This is a genomic window from Microbacterium paraoxydans, assembly GCF_019056515.1.
GTDB lineage: Bacteria > Actinomycetota > Actinomycetes > Actinomycetales > Microbacteriaceae > Microbacterium.
In genome coordinates this window covers 507,715-523,453 of the sequence record NZ_CP064873.1, presented here as the reverse complement: position 1 = coordinate 523,453, position 15,739 = coordinate 507,715, and the positions used below count along the sequence as shown (strand labels likewise).

The window sequence follows — 15,739 nt, the reverse complement described above, 5'->3', positions numbered from 1 at the left end:
GGGCCGTTCCCGCTCATCCGGCCATCATTCCACGAACCAGGGAGAGCGCATTCGCGTACAGCAGGGCCGACGGCAGGGCGAGCGCGACGGCGAGCCATTCGAACGCGTCTCCGACCCGCGACCAGACCAGCGACTTCGCGCCCTTGGACACCGGGATGACGACGGCGACCGCCGCCAACCCGACGAGGAACAGCAGGGCCGCTCCGAGCAGGTGGAAGCCGCTCCCGAGGGCCGCCGCGACCTGGATGCCGGCGACGAGGCAGACCACGGCGGCCGCGGCGCGGGGGAACCATCGGAGGAGGCGGGAGGTGGTGTGCCGCGGCGTGAGCAGCAGGGCGAGCGCGAGGCAGCAGAGCAGGGCGATCCCGCCGGAGACCACGAACGCGTCGTCGGGCCAGGGCCGGAGGAACGCGACCGGAGCCATCACCGCGGCCACGATGCTCAGCACGGCGGTGCCCGCGATGAGTCGCGCGGAGGAATCGTCGACGACCGCGGTGATGCGCTCCGGACGCAGCAGCCCGACCGAGTCGGGGATGGCTCCGCGCACGGTCCACCGGCTGGTCATGAAGTGCTTGTAGTCGATGAAGTAGCCCTCGGGCAGGTTGACGAGGCTGCTCGGGAGGGCACGCAGGCCCAGCGGCACGAGGCCGAGCGAGAGGGCGGCGGCCTCCGCCTCCCCCCACCGCAGCAGCAGGGCGAGGCCCCAGACGGCGGCCAGGCCCACGAGCAGCACCGTCGCCGTGCCGGCGGCGGCGCGCATCGGCCGAGCCCGGGCCGTGACGGCGATGATCGCGGTGGTGATGCCGGCCGCGAGGAACCCGGTGGCGGTCGACAGGTGCGACGCGTCCTCCAGCCCGGCCGGGATGAGGAGAGCGCCGGCCGCGAACGACAGCAGCACCGGCGCGAGCACCCCGAGGATGCCGCGCACTCCCGCCGCGGAGTCCCGTCGCGCCCACGCGACGGCGCCACCGACCGCACCGGCGGCGACGAGGAGGGCGACGAGCAGCCGGATCAGAGGATCGACGGCGCCCTGGGCGAAGACCGCGACGAGCAGCATCCCGCTCACGGCCAGCAGCCACCACCGTGCGCCGTGGTCGGCGCGCGTCGGGCCCGACGCCTTCTCCACCGGGCGCACCGGCGGAGCCAGAGCCGTACGGTCGATGAGCGCGTAGAGGCCGCCGTCGACGAGGTCTTCGCACTCGGTGTCGCCGGGGATCTCGTATCCCCCGGGGCCGATCGTGACGAACCGGTCCGCGTCGGGGATCCCGCTCAGGGTGAGAGCGTCCTCCAGCGTCTCGTCGAGCGGCAGGGAGAGGTCGATGCGGCGGTCTTCGCTCTGGAGGACGATCCGACGCCGCTCTACGATCTCGACTGACACACCTGCACCTTATCCACTGCGCGCGACTCTCGCTGCGGGGCACCGCCTCCGGCGTTCCCGGGGTTCACGATGCCCCCGCGTCGACCCTCGTACCGCGCCTTCTCGAACCGGAGCGGCGTCATTCAGTCGGTGGGTTCGTCGCGGGATCCGGCGCGCGCTCCCTTGGCGCGGGGACCAGCTTCCTCGTCGTCCTCCAGCTTCGGCGCGATAGGACCACCGAGGCCCGAACGCTTCGCCTTCTCCTCCTCGTCGGCGCCACCGGCGCCGCCCATCATGCCCATGCCCGGTCGGCCACCGGCTCCTGCCGCGCCGGAAGACCCGGTGCCCGCGGCACCCGCCCCGCCGACGCCGCCAGTACCGGCCATACCGCCAGGGCCGCCTGCACCACCGACGCCGCCAACACCACCGACGGCGGAGTTACCGAGCAGACCGCCACCGGCCTTGAGCCCAGCGCCTGCGCCCGGCCCCAAGCCGGCACCGCCGAGCCCGCCCATGCTGCCGAAGCCGGCGATCTTCGAGCTCGCCGCGATCGCCGCCGCACCGGCGCCACCGCCCACGATGCCGCCGAGTCCCCCGCCACCGCCGGGGAAGACCCCGCCCGGAAGGGCACCGCCGGGAAGCGAGCCGGAACCGGAGCCGCCGGGACCACCGGAACCGCCGGGAAGACCGCCACCGGGCCCGCCCGGAAGCAGGCCGCCGCCGGGAGAGTCGATTGAGGGATCATCGATACCCACATCGCCCGGGCGATCGCCGGGACCTTCTGGAACCCATCCTCCGCCGCCCGGCCCGGTGGGGACCGAGGGCACCGAAGGGTTCGTCGGGACCGGGGGATGATACTCGCCGACACCGGCGCCGGAAGGAGGCACACCTCCGACGCCCGGTGCGGAGCCGGACGGGCCGCCGATGCCGCTCGGATACGAGATCCGTGGAGCCGTCACACCGGGATCGGATCCGCCGGGCTGGTCATCCGTGCCGCCGGGCACGGTGACGTCCATGTCGAGCGACGCCACCCGCGCGGAGGACTCGCGGAGTTCCTTGGCCGGCTCCTGGAGCGACGCCTCGACCCGCTCGACGATCTTGCGGGCCTCTTCTTCCCGCTTGTTGCCGAGGAAGTTCCCGATGGCATCGAGTGCGGTGTCGGCGGCCAGCGGCCCCAACACAGGGTGGACGACCACCGAGCCGACGCGCGCGGCGTTCGCCCAGAAGGAATCGACCTGCGCGCTCGGGAGTTCTGCCGCTGCGGTCTCCCGGCGGATCGAGTTCGCCGTGTCGATGACCCGCGTGATGTGTGAGACGTGCGCTTCCACGTTGCGGAACCGTGCACGCAGGGTGTTCAGCGACGTCCTGGCGCTCTCAGCAGCGCTCCCCTCCCAGGCAGACGATGCGAGCACAGCAGCAAGCGCACTGTCCAACGAGCGCAGCGCGTTCTGAAGCGCAGGAGCCTTCGGGATGCGCCAGTCCTCAACAGCTCGGATGCGATTGAGTTCCGCTTCGTAACCGCCACCAGCCTGCTTACCGGCCATGGGCTCCCCCTTGCTCGTTGTTCCGTCGTCGTGAAGATCGTGTGAGCACGACCGCGAGAATGATGCCGCCCACGAGAAGGACAGCGACCAGGATGCCGCCCCGACCAGCAGCGGCACCAATGCGTCCTGCGTGGACGAAGTCTCGCCAGGCTCGTCGCTGTCGGCGGTCGGCGCCGGCGTCGCAGCAGCAGCTGCAGCGCGGACGTCGGCCGCCGACGGCTGGGCGTTCGGGTCTTCTGCATCGAAGATCGGGTTGACATCCGGGTACGCCGTCGGATCGACAGCGAGCATCCCCGTCAGCGAGACCGCTCCATAGCCGACGCTGTCGTTCCACTCCGGCTCGTGCTCGCCCTTGGTGCCCGTGTTGCGGATGAGGCTCTGCAGCAGCTGACCCGAGGTGGCATCCGGGTACTTCTGTTTCACCACGGCGAGGAAGCCCGCCGCGATCGGCGTCGCATACGACGTGCCGGTGAGGAGGACCTGCTCGTCCCAGGAGTTCTCGCTGCCCTGCCCGAGCAGACCCATCCCCGGCGCAGCGACGATCACGTCGTCGCTCTGATTCGGCGAAGGCTCGCCCACGCCCTCGATGGTGGTGGAGCTCTGGATCTTCCCATCGGCACCGAACGACTGCACTGCAACGACGCCGTTGCCCGACGCAGGCTGCGAGGCCACCCCGGAGTTGTTCGGAAGAGCCGCCACCACGATCACGCCGGCGGCCTCCGCCTTGGCGAGGGCGTCGGTCAGATCGAAGCCCTCGAGGGAGATGGAGATGATGTCGGCGCCATCCTCGACCGCATCCTCGATCGCACGCGACACCCCGGTCGTCCCATCAGCCATGACCGTGCTGCCGTCTTCGAGCAGACACTGCTCGTCGAACTTCTCCCCCATCGCGGTATCGAACACCCCGTCGGTGACGATCGCCGGGTAGTAGAGGACCTTCGCACCAGGCGCGGCCCCGGTAACGGGAAGGCCGCCTGCCGGCGCATCTCCGGTCCCTGCGATCATCGAGACGACGTGCGTCGCATGCGACGCCGCCACATAATCGGTCGACGTCGCCGGCACCGGGTCTCCCTTGGCGTCGCGACAGTAGGAGTCCTTCACCTCGAGATCCGCGCCGCGGAGACCGACGATGTCGGGATTGATCTGACCGTCGATGACCGCGACGGTGACACCCGTCCCGTCGAAGCCCGCATCGTGCGCTGCCTGCACCTTTCCGCGATCGAACCACCACAGACCCGACTCCAGCGTCGCTGCGTGAGCGGACGCAGGGAGGAGAAGCGCCAGCGCGACGATCGACGCGACCGCAGTGGATGCGCCGGATAGCACACCGCGTCGCATCAGTAGTCGGCCTCCGCGCTCGTGTCCGAGTCGCTCTGCGCGACGGCAGAGTCGAGGAGCGACAGGATCAGCTTCGAGTCATCAGCGATGGCTGCGTCCTGCTCCGCGATCATCATGACGGCCTGACGGATCGTCTCCTGCGTCTCGTTCAAGGAGTCCACAGCATTCTGCGTGGCCACGCTCAGACGACCGGCCGCGTAGGCCACCGCGTTCCGCAGCTCATCCGTCGCCTTCGACGTGCCACCCTCGGACACGGCGACTTCGTTCGCGGCAGGAAAAGCCGCTGCTTCACGGGCCAGCCGCTTGAGCTCGGCCATGATCTGATCGAAGTCGATTCCGATGGTCATCGACGCCCCCTCTTCTTTCCTCCGGCGATCCCGTCACGCCTGCTGTGCCGTCCGGTGGCTCACCGAAAAGCACAGCAGACGGCGCGGGCCCGACGCATCTCCGCGTCAGACCCGCGCCCCGGGTTCACGCGCCGAAGCGCCCCGCAGCCGACTTATCGGTCTGCACGTACTGACCCGAGATCTCCTCGGTCTTCCCGGCGATCTGCGTGAGCAGCTGCTGCATCTCGCTCAGCGAGCGGTTCCACTTGGCCTGCGCCTGGTCGTAGGCCTGCTGCGCGGCACCATCCCACGCCGCACGAAGCTTGCTGACCTCGGACTCGAGGCGGTCCAGCTCGGAACGAATACCCTGCGACCCGCTGCGGATCTGCGCCGCGAGAGCGTTGACCTGCTCCGGGCGAACGGACATCGACTGCATCATGTTCTCCTTGAAATCTCTGCGGACTGCGCTCAGGCGCCCATCATCGAGCCGAGGCCCGCGATGGTCTGCTGGTGGGATTCTTCGGTCGCGGCCTGGTCGCGCTCGGTGCCGGCGAGGGCATCCTCGAGCGTCACGAGGACCTCGTTGAGCTGACGAGCCTGCTCGTCCCACCGCGACATCAGCGTGGTGAACGATGCGGCGGCCGCACCCGTCCAGAACCCGCGCAGCTGCTCGATCTCACCGCGGACCTTCTTGGTCTGCTGATCGATCCCGGACTTCGTCTCCCGCACGGCCTGGGCTCCGCGACGCAGAGCCCCCTCTTCTGCGGAGATGACATCAGCCATTACTCACTCCCTCCGGTCCCCATGAGGACACACGCGGGGGAGCGCCTTCCCGATACGGGACGACTTCGGAACAACCCCCGACAATCTGTTTCCGCACATAGGCTAAAGCAGGTCGGTGCCCATTTCCAACGGCCTGGACAGATCCGTATCGAAATTTCTACGTTCGATCGATGAATGGCCTGAAGCAGGCCCGAGCCGCCTCAGCCGCAGCCCGCGCGTGCGCAACAGATAGTATCTGGCCTGTCAACTAGAGTGAGTCCGGGCCGGACCCCCCGCAATGCCTGCGGCGGGAGAGCATCACACACGTGGGGGGACACCACCGATATGAGCCAGAGCGGCACCGTGGCAGGAACCGTGCTGCGGATCTCCGTGGTCAGCGACGACCGCAGGCTCGACGTGGGGGTGCCGTCGCAGGTCCCCCTGGTCGAGATCATCCCCGGCTTCGCCCGCAGTCTCGGCGTGCTCGACCCGACCCTCACGCACGGCGGATACGCGCTGCAGCGGGCGGACGGCACGCCCCTCGACCCCGCTCGCGGTGCTGCGGCCCAGGGCGTGCACGACGGCGAGCTGCTGACCCTGGTGCGCGGCGGGCTCATGCGCGAGCCGCGCGTCTACGACGACGTCGTGGAAGCCGTGATCGACGCGACGGCGGAGCAGCACAACTCCTGGACCCCCGCGGACAGCTCCCGCACCGCCCTCTTCGTCAGCCTCACCTTCCTCGCCCTCTGCGCCGTGCTCCTCGTCGCGACGCCGCCGACGTCTCTGCTCCCGGCGATCATCGCGGGATCGGGCGCGGTCGTGCTCAGCGTCGCCGCCGCCGTGCTGATGCGGCTGCGGCAGCCCGAGGCCGGTCATGCGCTCGGACTCACCGCCGCGGCGTACGGCGGGCTCGCGGGCTACCTCGCGGTCCCCGCGCAGAGCATCTGGGGCTGGCCGCTCGCGGCTCTCGGGCTCGGACTCGTCGTCGTCGGGGGCCTCAGCCTGGCCGTCACCCAGGACAAGCCCGAGATCCACCTCGTGCCCATCGCCCTCGGTGCCTCGATCGGGATCACGGCCACGGCGGCCGCGGTCTTCGGCGACCCGCTCGCCTCGTACGCGCTGATGCTCGCGACCACGGCCCTGCTCGCGAACGGCATCCCCTGGCTGGCTCTGAGCTCCACCCGCATCCGGGTGATCTCGCCGCAGAGCGACGCCGACATGTTCTCCGCGCCGCAGCCCATCGACGCCGAGGAGGTGAAGCGTCGCGCCGCCGCCGGCACCCGCACGCTCATCGCGCTCCGTGCCGCGCTCGGCCTCGCCGCCCTCATCGCGACCCCGCTCGTCGCCGCCAGCGGCGTCACGGGCGCCGTGCTGTGCGTGCTCGCCTTCGTCGGCATGATGTTCCAGTCGCGGCAGATGCACGCCCGGCTCGGGGTACTCGTGCTGATGGCGATCGGGGCGATCGGCCTCGCCGCGACCGGTGTGACCGTCGCCCTCGCCCTCCCCGACGTGCGCACCTGGATGCTGCTCATCCTCGTGGTCGCCACCGTGGTGCTCATCGGGCTCACGCTGCTCACGCCGAAGGCCCGCCTCCGCCTCACGCGGCTCGGCGACACGGTCGAGGTCGTCGCGCTCGCCCTCCTGCTCCCGCTCGGGGTCATCACGGCGGGGCTCGTCTGACCGATGGCGACCAAGAAGGACCTGATCGAAGCCCAGGGCTTCAGCCGACGACGGCTCCTCTCCGCCTTCACCGGCGGTGCCCCCGGCGGCAAGGAGCTCGAACCGGCCAAGCCGCTGCGCGCCGTCATCGCGGGCATCGCCCTCACCGTCGGCGTGATCCTCGTCGGCGTGTTCTGGGGCATCATGCAGCCGGGCCTCCCCGGCGACTGGCAGAACAACCGCCTCATCGTCGCCACCGACACGGGCGCCCGCTACGTCTCGGTCGAGGGGACGCTGTACCCCGTCATCAACACCGCCAGCGCCCGCCTGCTCATCCCCGCCGGCGAGTTCAAGGTCGTGCGCACGGATCAGGCCGCCCTCGACGGCATCCCGGTCGGCGGTTCGATCGGCATCCTCGGTGCCCCTGACGACCTGCCCACCCCGAGCGCCCTCATCAACACGGCATGGACCGCGTGCATCGACGACTCTGCCGGGACCGCCGTCTCGCTGTCAGGGGCGCCGATCGCGGAGCCGTCGACGGGCACCGGGGCCGTGGTGCAGCGCGGTGATGAGCTCTTCGTGATCGCCGACGGCCTCCGCTACGCCGTCCCCGCCGACGACGCCAACGCGGTGCTGCGCGCGGTCGGCCTCGGCACCAGCGACGTCATCGAGGTCGACGGACGCTGGCTCAACCTCTTCGAGAGCGGCGCCGACCTCGAGCCGATCCGCCTGAACGCCGTCGGCGCCCGGGTGCCGGGGACCGACCTGACGGCGGGCACGATCGTGCACGTGCAGGGCAGCCCCGCGGACGAGCGCTACGTGGCCCTCGCGACCGGAGAGCTCGCGCGCCTCAGCCCGCTCGCGTACCAGCTCTACCTGCTCGGCAGCGCGCAGGAGGCCGGCGCGGACGAGGAAGAGGTGTCCCCGGCGGAGGTGGCCGACGTTCCCACCGTTCCGAACGCCGGTGGCGACGACTGGCCCACGCTTCCGCTGACGCCGCTCGCCTCCGGCGAGACCCCGTGCGCGGTCTTGGGCGACGACGCCCGCACCGTCCTCGGGTCCACGAGCACCGAGCTGCCGGAGGACCGCGACCGTGTCGCCGTCACGGTCGGCGGTGGGGCCCTCGTGCAGACGAGCGGCCCGTCGGACGAGGCGGTGGGCATGGCCGTGCTCGTCGACGAGTCCGGAACCGCCTATGCCATCCCGGGCGCCGTGCCGGACGAGTCGGCGGAGGACGCCGCCAGCGGACCGCTCGCCCAGCTCGGTTATGCCCCCGGCGACGTCGGGCGGGTGCCGAGCGCGTGGATCGACTTCTTCGCCGCCGGGCCGGCGCTGACCACAGAGGCCGCGAGAGAGTCGCCCGGCTCCGGGGACGAGTGATGCGCCGCCGCGCCGCTCTCGCCACCCTCGTGGTGGGTGCTGCCGTATGGGGGACGCCGGCCGCCGTGGTGGCCGCGCCGACCGCTCCCACGACGATCGTGTCGATGGCGACCGGCGCCTGCGAGCCCGGCACCGTGGTGTTCGCTCCCGAGGCGCCGTCGGCACTCGCGGCCCTCGGGGCGGAGGATGCGAACCGTCTCGCCACCGGGAAGGGCGTCGTCGTGGCGGTCGTCGACTCCGGGATCGACGCCGGCAACCCGCACCTCGCCGGCGTCGTCGTCGGGGGCGTGAACCTCGTCGGCGACGACGAACGCGGCGACGGCCTGAGCGATCTGACCGGGCACGGCACCGCCATCGCCGGGCAGATCGCGGCGCAGCCCGTCTCCGGCTCCGGCGTGGTGGGGCTCGCCCCCGATGCGCGCCTGCTGTCGGTGCGCGCGTTCCGCAGCGACTCGCCGCAGGACATCGACAAGGGGTGGGGACCGAGCGCCCAGCGCCTCGCCGACGGCATCAACTGGGCGGCGGACAACGGCGCGGACATCATCAACGTCTCGTCGTCGCAGGAGACGGACTCGCCTGCGCTGCGCGCGGCGGTGGAGCACGCGGCCGCCGTCGGAGCGCTCGTCGTCGCCAGTGGCGGCAACAGGGCCTCCGACCCGGAGGCCGAAGACGGAGCCCGGTATCCCGCCGCCTACGAGCAGGCGCTCGGCGTCAGCGCGGCCGATGCGACGGGGCTCGCGACCGACAGCTCGATCCACGGTCCGCAGGTCGGGGTCACGGCCCCCGGCGCGAACGTGCTCACCGCGGCGACCGGCGGCGGCGACTGCCTGTTCGCCTCCGACGCCCCGGCATCGAGCTTCGCGACCGGCTACGTGAGCGCGGCGGCGGCCCTGGTCGCCGAGGCGCACCCGGAGGATCCGCCCGCGGGGTGGGCGTACCGGCTCACGGCGACCGCACTTCGCGCGGATGCCGACAACCGCGATGACGTGAACGGCTGGGGCTTCATCCGGCCCTCCGCCGCCATTCAGCTCCTCCCCGACCCCACCACCCGCGGACCCGTCAGCCCCTTCTTCGACACCGGGGAGAGTGCGGTGCGGCCCCCGGTCGTGAGCGTCGAGCCCGACCACGGGGTGCCGCCGTTCGTCCTCACCCGCGAAGTGGCCCTCATCGCCGCGATCGCCGGGGCGAGCCTGCTCGGAGTCCTCGGCATCCTCATCGTCCTCCGGCGACGCCGGGAGACCCCCGCCGACGCGGCGGTCGAGGTCGAACGACAGGGCGGCCTCCTCGACCGCCCCGACCCCGAAGCCTGAGAGGCAGAGGCCGGATCAGCGGCCGGCGGCTGCCGCCTGTCGCGCCCGGACGACCGCCCCCACAAGCACCGCACCGGTGACCATGACGCCTCCCGCCAACGGCAGCAGGAGCAACCCGACGGCCGCGCTCTGCGGGTTCTGAACGACCTGACCGTAGACGAACGCCCCCATGCTGCCGAGCACTCCGACGAAGAGCGCCGCCGCGACGAGCCAGAGCAACGGGGTCATCGCGGTGCGCATGGTCGACGGCTCGCGGACGAACCGGAAGGCGAAGCCGGCGAAGAGGAACGACACCGCTGCGACGACCAGAGCCACGAGACCCCCGAAGAGGAATTCCGGGTCGGTCGACACCGCGACGAGCGCAGGAATCGCGACGATCGCCGACAGAGCACCGAGCACGACGGCGAACACGCCGGCGACACGCGGCCTGCGCGACGTGCTGCTCGTCGCCGTCGACTGCTTCGCATCTCGATCCATCCGTCTGTCCCCCCTCTTTGGACTTCCCCCACCCTAGCGAGGGCCGCAGGGCGCCGGCCTCCTCAGGCGAAGACGACGAAGCCCAGCACGACGAGACCGACGACCGACACGACGCCCGCCCCGACGGTCGCAACAAGGGTGACGACGCTCCATCGCTGCGCCTGCTTGGCGACCGACGGCAGCCCGGGCTCCACCACCCGCGTGGGCGCGGCCGCCCCGACGACGACGGGCGGAGCGGCGGGGGTGCGCGGAGCCGGACGCGGCTTGTAGATCGCGGGAGCCGGCGCGCCGTCTGGGGCGGCGAAGGAGTCGACGCGGAACCGCGGTTCGGCGGCCTGGGGTGCGGTGCCGTCGCCCTCTGCGGCGGCGCCCTTCTTCCGCCGCAGGCGTCGAGCCGGACGCGCGACCGCCACGGTGGCGTCCTCGGGGGCGTCGGCCGCCGGAGGCCCGGAGCGATCGACGACCACGGTCGCGTCGTCGATGGCCTCCCCCGCGTCCTCCTCGGGCCCGGCATCGTCCGGCTCATCGGCGACGGCGCCTTCGGGCGCATCCTCCGCGGCAGCGTCGGTTCGGTCGGGAGCCGGAGCCGTCTTCGCGCGATCCACCACGATGGTGGCCTCATCGACGGCGGACGACGTGTCATCGGCCCCCGGGGGCACCGGGTCCGCCGCTTCGGCCCGCCGGCGGTCGCGCCGTGTCAGGATGACGGTCTCCTCGGCCTCCTCGTCGCTCATCGCGCTCGCACCGGGACCGTCGTGCCCTCGAGCATCGAATCGGTGACCGCGGACACGGCGGCCCGTCCGCCCGTGGCGTCGTCGGGACGCGTGCGTGCGCCGCCGGAGACGACATCGATCACCAGGACCGAGATGTTGTCTCGTCCTCCGCCCTGCAGCGCGCGGCGGACGAGGGCCGCCGCCGCGGTCTCCGGGCGGCCGTTCATGGTCAGCGTCGCGCGGATGGCCTCATCGCTCACCTCGCCGGTGAGTCCGTCGGAGCACAGGAGGAGCCGCTCGCCGTCGACGACGGGGAGCAGCCAACTGTCCGCGGTGCTGTCCGGAGCCCCGACCGCGCGCGTGATGACGTTGCGGCGCGAGAATGAGGCCAGGTCTTCGGGGCGGAGCTCCCCGGCATCGACGAGCTCCTGTCCGAGGGAGTGGTCGATCGTGAGCTGCGCCAGCTCGGTACCGTGGTGCCGGTAGACCCGGGAGTCCCCCACGTTGAAGACGAGCCAGTGCGGCGCACCCTCGTGATCCACGAGGGCCACACCCGTCACGGTGCTGCCCGCACCGCGGGCGTGCGCGGCGGCGATGCCCTCGACGACGGCCGCGGCTCGACTCAGCGCGTCACTGATGTCGCCGACGTCGACCGTCCGCCCGCGCAGCGGCTCGAAGGCGGCGACGACGGCCGCGCTGGCGCGATCACCGGCGTCGTGCCCGCCCATGCCGTCGGCGACCAGGAAGACCGGACGCGCGTCGAGCACCGCGTCCTCGTTGGCCGTCCGCGTGAGCCCGGTGTCGGTCAGCGCGGCGACCCGGAGGACGACGGATTCCACGGTCACGAATCGCGCTCCGCGACGACGTGCATGCCCACTTCGCCCAGGATGAACCGGCCGGTGCCCACCACGCTCTCACCGGCGTCCAGGAGCGTCTCCGAGCCGTCGTCGGCCACCACGACGACGCCGTTGGTGGCGTGCAGGTCGGTCAGGCGCCACTCGTCCTCCTGCACCACCAGGCGGGCGTGGGTCTTCGACAGCGTGCGGGTGGTGTCCGGGATGGCCAGCCGCTGCTCGCCCGGCTCCCCGGTGGGGTTCCGGCCGATCACGACGCTCGCGCCGGACAGCGAGAACCGACGACCGTCGTCCAGCACGAGGACGCGCCGCACCCCGCGCTTGCGGGCGACGACCACCGTGGCGTCGAGGTCGTCGTCGGTGGGACGCGGCGTCACCACGGTCTTGTCGACATCGGGGATGAGGCCCTCGGGCGCAGCCGGAGCCGGTACGGGCGCGCTCTGCGCTGCCGCGGGGGCATCGGCCGGAGACGGGACGGGACGGATCGTCGGCATCGGCGGGGCCTCGGCCTGACCAGCGTCGCGGAACGACGGCGGCACCGGGCGCACGACACGATTCGCCTCCGTCGTCGGCGCGGAGGCCGGGATCTGCTCGGCCGGCGGGACGGCCGGTGCCGGCGCGGGCTGCGGGGCCGGCGGAGGCGCGTCGCCCATCGCGGCCATGATCCCCGTCGGCGGCTGCGCTGCGACGGGCGGCTCCGGCTGCGGCGCCGGGGCGGCGGGCGGGAGAACGGGTGCCGGGGGCGAGACGCGCGCCGCGGGCGGGGTCGGCGGTGCCGGGGGGACCGCGGCCGCGGGAGAGGGAGCAGACGGTGCCGGGGGTGCGAAGGTCGGGGACGGCGGAGCCGACGGCGAGGATGCCACGGACGGTGCCGGCGGGGATGTCGGGGACGCGGCAGGCGGAGCGAACGACCGCGGGGCCGCCGGCTCGGCGGTCGGCGCGCCGGGGGCCGGAACCACCGCGGGCGGCGCGGCGTAGTCGGGGAAGATCAGGGACGGCGTCTCCGGCGATCCGGTCCCGGCCGGGGCGAGGGAGGGGATCGTGTACCCCGAGGCATCACGCGCAGGAGCCGTCGCGGGCGGAGCGCTGCGGCGCGGCCCGGGCTGGAGCGCCGCGAGACGGTCGCCCTCGGGATAGGGGGCGGGGCCCCAGGCGAGGACGGTCGCCCAGACCGGCGGCAGCAGGATGGCGAGCACCGTCATGCCGGCGCCCCGTCCGAAGCGCCGGTTGATCCGGTGGGTCGCGACGACCTTGAGGTAGATCCCGTAGAGCTGGACGATCGGGATGAAGTAGAACACCACCGACCAGGCGGGCACTCCCCCGCGTGCGAGGATCTCGGCCTCGTTCAGGACGGGCACCCAGCCCTTCCACCCCTCCCCGTCGATCCGGGGGAATAGGCGCGAGAGCGCGAGGGCGTACCAGACGTAGACGGCCAGGCCGACGAGCAGGCCGAGTCCGACGATGATGACGAGCATCGTGGCCAGACCGGAGTCCGCGGGCGCGGTCATGAGTCCCCCTTCTTCCGGTCATCCAGTGAACCGGTCCATCCGAGCGTACCGAGCATGGGTCGTGCACCGAAGCCGGGGAGGCGCAGCGACCGCGTCCTGGCCACGAACGAGGTCGGCCGGATGCGGGCACGCAGGCGCTGCCACCGTGTCCCCGTCTTGGCGAGCTCCGCCCGCTCCGCGTCCACGAGGGCCCACGCGGCCGTCGCGTCCTCGGGAGTCGGCGGGTGCTCGGCGAACACGGCACGGTCCACGAGGGCGGCGAGCCGTTGCGCGGCCGCGCGACCGCTCGACTGCGCGCGCTGCGTCCGGGTGCCCTGCCCGGCCATGGGCACGTCGTGATCGGCGTAGACGTCGGCGAGCTCCTCCCAGGCGCCGGCCAGACGGACTTCGGGATCCGGGGCCGTGCGGCGCGCGTGTGCGCGCCTGCTCTTCGCGACGAGGAGCACGAGGAAGGGCAGGGCGAGCAGCAGCAGGGCGAGGAGGCCGAGGCCGACACCCCGGAGGATCGGCAGCAGGACGGCGAGGACCTCCGACGCCGGCTCCTCGAGCGGCGGCGCGTCGTTGTTCGCGTCGCTCTGCGCCTGCGGCGGGTCCAACGCCTCGGACCGCGGCTGCTCGGGGACCGTGGGATGCTCCGGCAGCTGCTCGCCCTCGGTGAGGGTGCTCGGCAGCATGGAGTACTGGGGCGTGGTGTCGACGGGGATCCACTCTCCCCCTGAGGTGCGAACCTCGACCCACGCGCTCATGTTCGCGCCGGTGCACACGTCGCCGCAGGCGGGGATCCCCGGGACCTCGTCCGCGCCGGCGAGGCGCGCGCCCATCACCACCCGGGACTCCAGCCCCCAGTGCTGCGCGAGGAGAGCCGCGGCCACGGAGAACTGCTCGTCGTCGCCGACCGCCGACACGAGCATCTCCGGCTTCGCGTCGGCGCCCGCCCGCCGCTCCTGCTCGGTCAGCGCCGTGAAGAGCTCTTCGATGCGGGCGGCGGAGTGCCCGGCATAGCTGGGCGCGAAGGCATACCCCTCGGACTGCTGCAGAGCGGCGATCCAACCGGCGGCCGCTTCGTCCTCCAGCAGCGCGTGGCTGAGATAGCCGCGGGACCGCAGGCGATCGATCACCTCGAGGTAGCCGGCGCCGGTCCGCGGCTGCTCCTGCATCTCGGCCCATTCGACGAGCGCCGGGTACCGATCGGTGTCGAGGGTCGAGCGTCCGCCCTGGAGCGCTGTGAGGTCACCGGGCTTGCCCGGCGCATCGATGAGCACGGCGTAGCGATCCCCGGGCACCACCCCCTCCCCGCCGCCCGGCGCGTCGGCGACGGTGATCGCGGTGTCGCCGTCGGCGTTCACGTGGAAGCCGTCGGCGAGCGCGTCCGCCCGCTCCCCGGAGAAGGCGGGAGCCTCGGCGAGGCCGGCCGGCGACGGAACCCAGATCCCCCGGTAGCCCTCGCCGATCGTGATCTCCATCGTCACCCGGCCGGGGCCGGGGAGGGCCGAACGGGGCAGGCGGCTGAAGCGGTCGTCGGCGTCGATGTGGAAGTCCTCGCCGTCGTAGGCGTCGAGGGTGACCAGACGGAGGCGATCCACGGCACCGGGATCGCCTTCCAGCTGCACGACCGGCGTGTCCAGCATGCCGCCGGCGAACCAGGATCGATACGAGCTGAGCGGGCTCGGCTGCTCCTGCACCACCACCATGGGCTCGATCTCGTCGCGGAGGACGGAGCGGTCCGACCAGCCGGCCGCCGCGGGAGCGATCGCGAAGCCCGCGGCCAGGGCGATCACGGCCAACCCCGCGGAGAGGAGGTGCCGGCGCACGGTGAGCCAGGCGGGGGTCGCACGGCGGGAGATGTTCGCCGCCGCCACGCTGCGCAGGGCGGCGGCGCGCTGCAGCCGCGTGCGTCCGACGAGCCAGACGAGGGACACCACGAAGACGGCGACGCCGATCAGCCATTCCCGGGGCGCGGGGAGCTCGACTCCGGCCACCGAGACCGGGGAGGACGTGCCGCTCACGCCGAAGGCGATGCCGAAGACGCTCATCGCCACGACCACGGGGACGGCGGCCACCGCCCGCCTGCCCCCGCTCCAGACGAGGAGCGTGGCGACGAACGAGCCGGACAGCATCACGACGAGGAAGGGGATGAGGACCGCCTGGTACTCGCCCAGCGGCGGGTTCAGGGTGAGCATCTGCTTCCAGCCCAGCACGACCCCGAGCACCGCGTCCCGCACGCCGCCGAGGAATGCGGGCACGGAGGTGAGCGCGGACGGGATGGCCAGTGGCACCGAGACCAGCAGGTACACACCGGCTGCGGCAAGCGCGGCGAGCGGCGTTCCCCAGCGCAGGATGCGCGCGACGACGGCGACGGCCATGCCGAGGAGGCCGCCGACGATCCCCACGGCGAGGGCCCGGGACGACTCATAGACCGGCCAGGCGGCCGCTGTGGCGAGGAGCACGCCGACGAGCACGTATCCCAGCGACCAGAGGGTCAAGGCCGAGGGGAGGCTTCCGCGACGCGGC

The 15,739-nt window shown here is 72.5% G+C and carries 13 protein-coding genes; 3 read left to right on the top strand and 10 right to left on the bottom strand.

The genetic code is table 11. The features are described from left to right. Positions 1 to 13: 13 nt before the first annotated feature. The 5 genes from IZR02_RS02425 to IZR02_RS02400 form a co-directional block, all read right to left on the bottom strand. On the bottom strand, positions 14 to 1,378 hold the full coding sequence (locus IZR02_RS02425) for a hypothetical protein (RefSeq protein WP_062766203.1): 1,365 nt from the start codon (positions 1,376 to 1,378) through the stop codon (positions 14 to 16). A gap of 122 nt (positions 1,379 to 1,500) precedes the next feature. Next, entirely contained in the window at positions 1,501 to 4,227 is a 2,727-nt protein-coding gene (locus tag IZR02_RS17855; RefSeq protein ID WP_254385415.1) for a S8 family peptidase, read from the bottom strand. An 11-nt stretch (positions 4,228 to 4,238) separates the two neighbouring features. Further along, complete coding sequence (locus IZR02_RS02410; RefSeq protein WP_025104642.1) at positions 4,239 to 4,586, bottom strand: hypothetical protein; 348 nt, start codon at positions 4,584 to 4,586, stop codon at positions 4,239 to 4,241. Positions 4,587 to 4,710: 124 nt separating this feature from the next. Then, positions 4,711 to 4,992, bottom strand: a complete 282-nt coding sequence (locus IZR02_RS02405; protein WP_081811619.1) for a WXG100 family type VII secretion target — start codon at positions 4,990 to 4,992, stop codon at positions 4,711 to 4,713. Between the two features lie 41 nt (positions 4,993 to 5,033). After that, positions 5,034 to 5,348, bottom strand: a complete 315-nt coding sequence (locus tag IZR02_RS02400) for a WXG100 family type VII secretion target (RefSeq protein ID WP_025104644.1) — start codon at positions 5,346 to 5,348, stop codon at positions 5,034 to 5,036. Between the two features lie 324 nt (positions 5,349 to 5,672). Here IZR02_RS02400 and eccD point away from each other — a divergent pair, with 324 nt between their 5' ends. From eccD to IZR02_RS02385, 3 genes are read left to right on the top strand one after another with little or no spacing between them, the layout of a single operon-like run. Beyond that, a complete protein-coding gene (gene eccD / locus IZR02_RS02395; protein WP_025104645.1) occupies positions 5,673 to 7,007 on the top strand; it encodes a type VII secretion integral membrane protein EccD in 1,335 nt (444 codons plus the stop codon). 3 nt (positions 7,008 to 7,010) lie between these two features. Next, positions 7,011 to 8,366, top strand: a complete 1,356-nt coding sequence (gene eccB, locus IZR02_RS02390) for a type VII secretion protein EccB (RefSeq protein ID WP_025104646.1) — start codon at positions 7,011 to 7,013, stop codon at positions 8,364 to 8,366. Then, positions 8,366 to 9,676: a S8 family serine peptidase gene (locus tag IZR02_RS02385; protein WP_025104647.1), complete on the top strand. Its 1,311-nt coding sequence runs from the start codon at positions 8,366 to 8,368 to the stop codon at positions 9,674 to 9,676. Before eccB ends, IZR02_RS02385 begins: the two co-directional genes overlap by 1 nt. A gap of 15 nt (positions 9,677 to 9,691) precedes the next feature. Here IZR02_RS02385 and IZR02_RS02380 read toward each other — a convergent pair whose 3' ends face one another. The 5 genes from IZR02_RS02380 to IZR02_RS02360 all read right to left on the bottom strand — a co-directional run bounded on the left by IZR02_RS02380 (position 9,692) and on the right by IZR02_RS02360 (position 15,711). Continuing rightward, positions 9,692 to 10,153, bottom strand: a complete 462-nt coding sequence (locus IZR02_RS02380) for a hypothetical protein (RefSeq protein ID WP_025104648.1) — start codon at positions 10,151 to 10,153, stop codon at positions 9,692 to 9,694. A gap of 62 nt (positions 10,154 to 10,215) precedes the next feature. Continuing rightward, positions 10,216 to 10,887: a hypothetical protein gene (locus IZR02_RS02375; protein ID WP_025104649.1), complete on the bottom strand. Its 672-nt coding sequence runs from the start codon at positions 10,885 to 10,887 to the stop codon at positions 10,216 to 10,218. Further along, positions 10,884 to 11,711 carry a PP2C family protein-serine/threonine phosphatase gene (locus IZR02_RS02370; RefSeq protein WP_025104650.1) on the bottom strand — a complete coding sequence of 276 codons (828 nt, stop codon included), beginning with the start codon at positions 11,709 to 11,711 and terminating at the stop codon, positions 10,884 to 10,886. The genes IZR02_RS02375 and IZR02_RS02370 overlap by 4 nt, the downstream gene beginning before the upstream one ends. Then, positions 11,708 to 13,228 carry a DUF5684 domain-containing protein gene (locus IZR02_RS18010; RefSeq protein WP_025104651.1) on the bottom strand — a complete coding sequence of 507 codons (1,521 nt, stop codon included), beginning with the start codon at positions 13,226 to 13,228 and terminating at the stop codon, positions 11,708 to 11,710. The genes IZR02_RS02370 and IZR02_RS18010 overlap by 4 nt, the downstream gene beginning before the upstream one ends. Next, positions 13,225 to 15,711, bottom strand: coding sequence for a transglutaminase-like domain-containing protein (locus tag IZR02_RS02360; protein ID WP_157544421.1), 2,487 nt, complete (start codon positions 15,709 to 15,711; stop codon positions 13,225 to 13,227). Before IZR02_RS02360 ends, IZR02_RS18010 begins: the two co-directional genes overlap by 4 nt. Between the last annotated feature and the right edge of the window lie 28 nt (positions 15,712 to 15,739).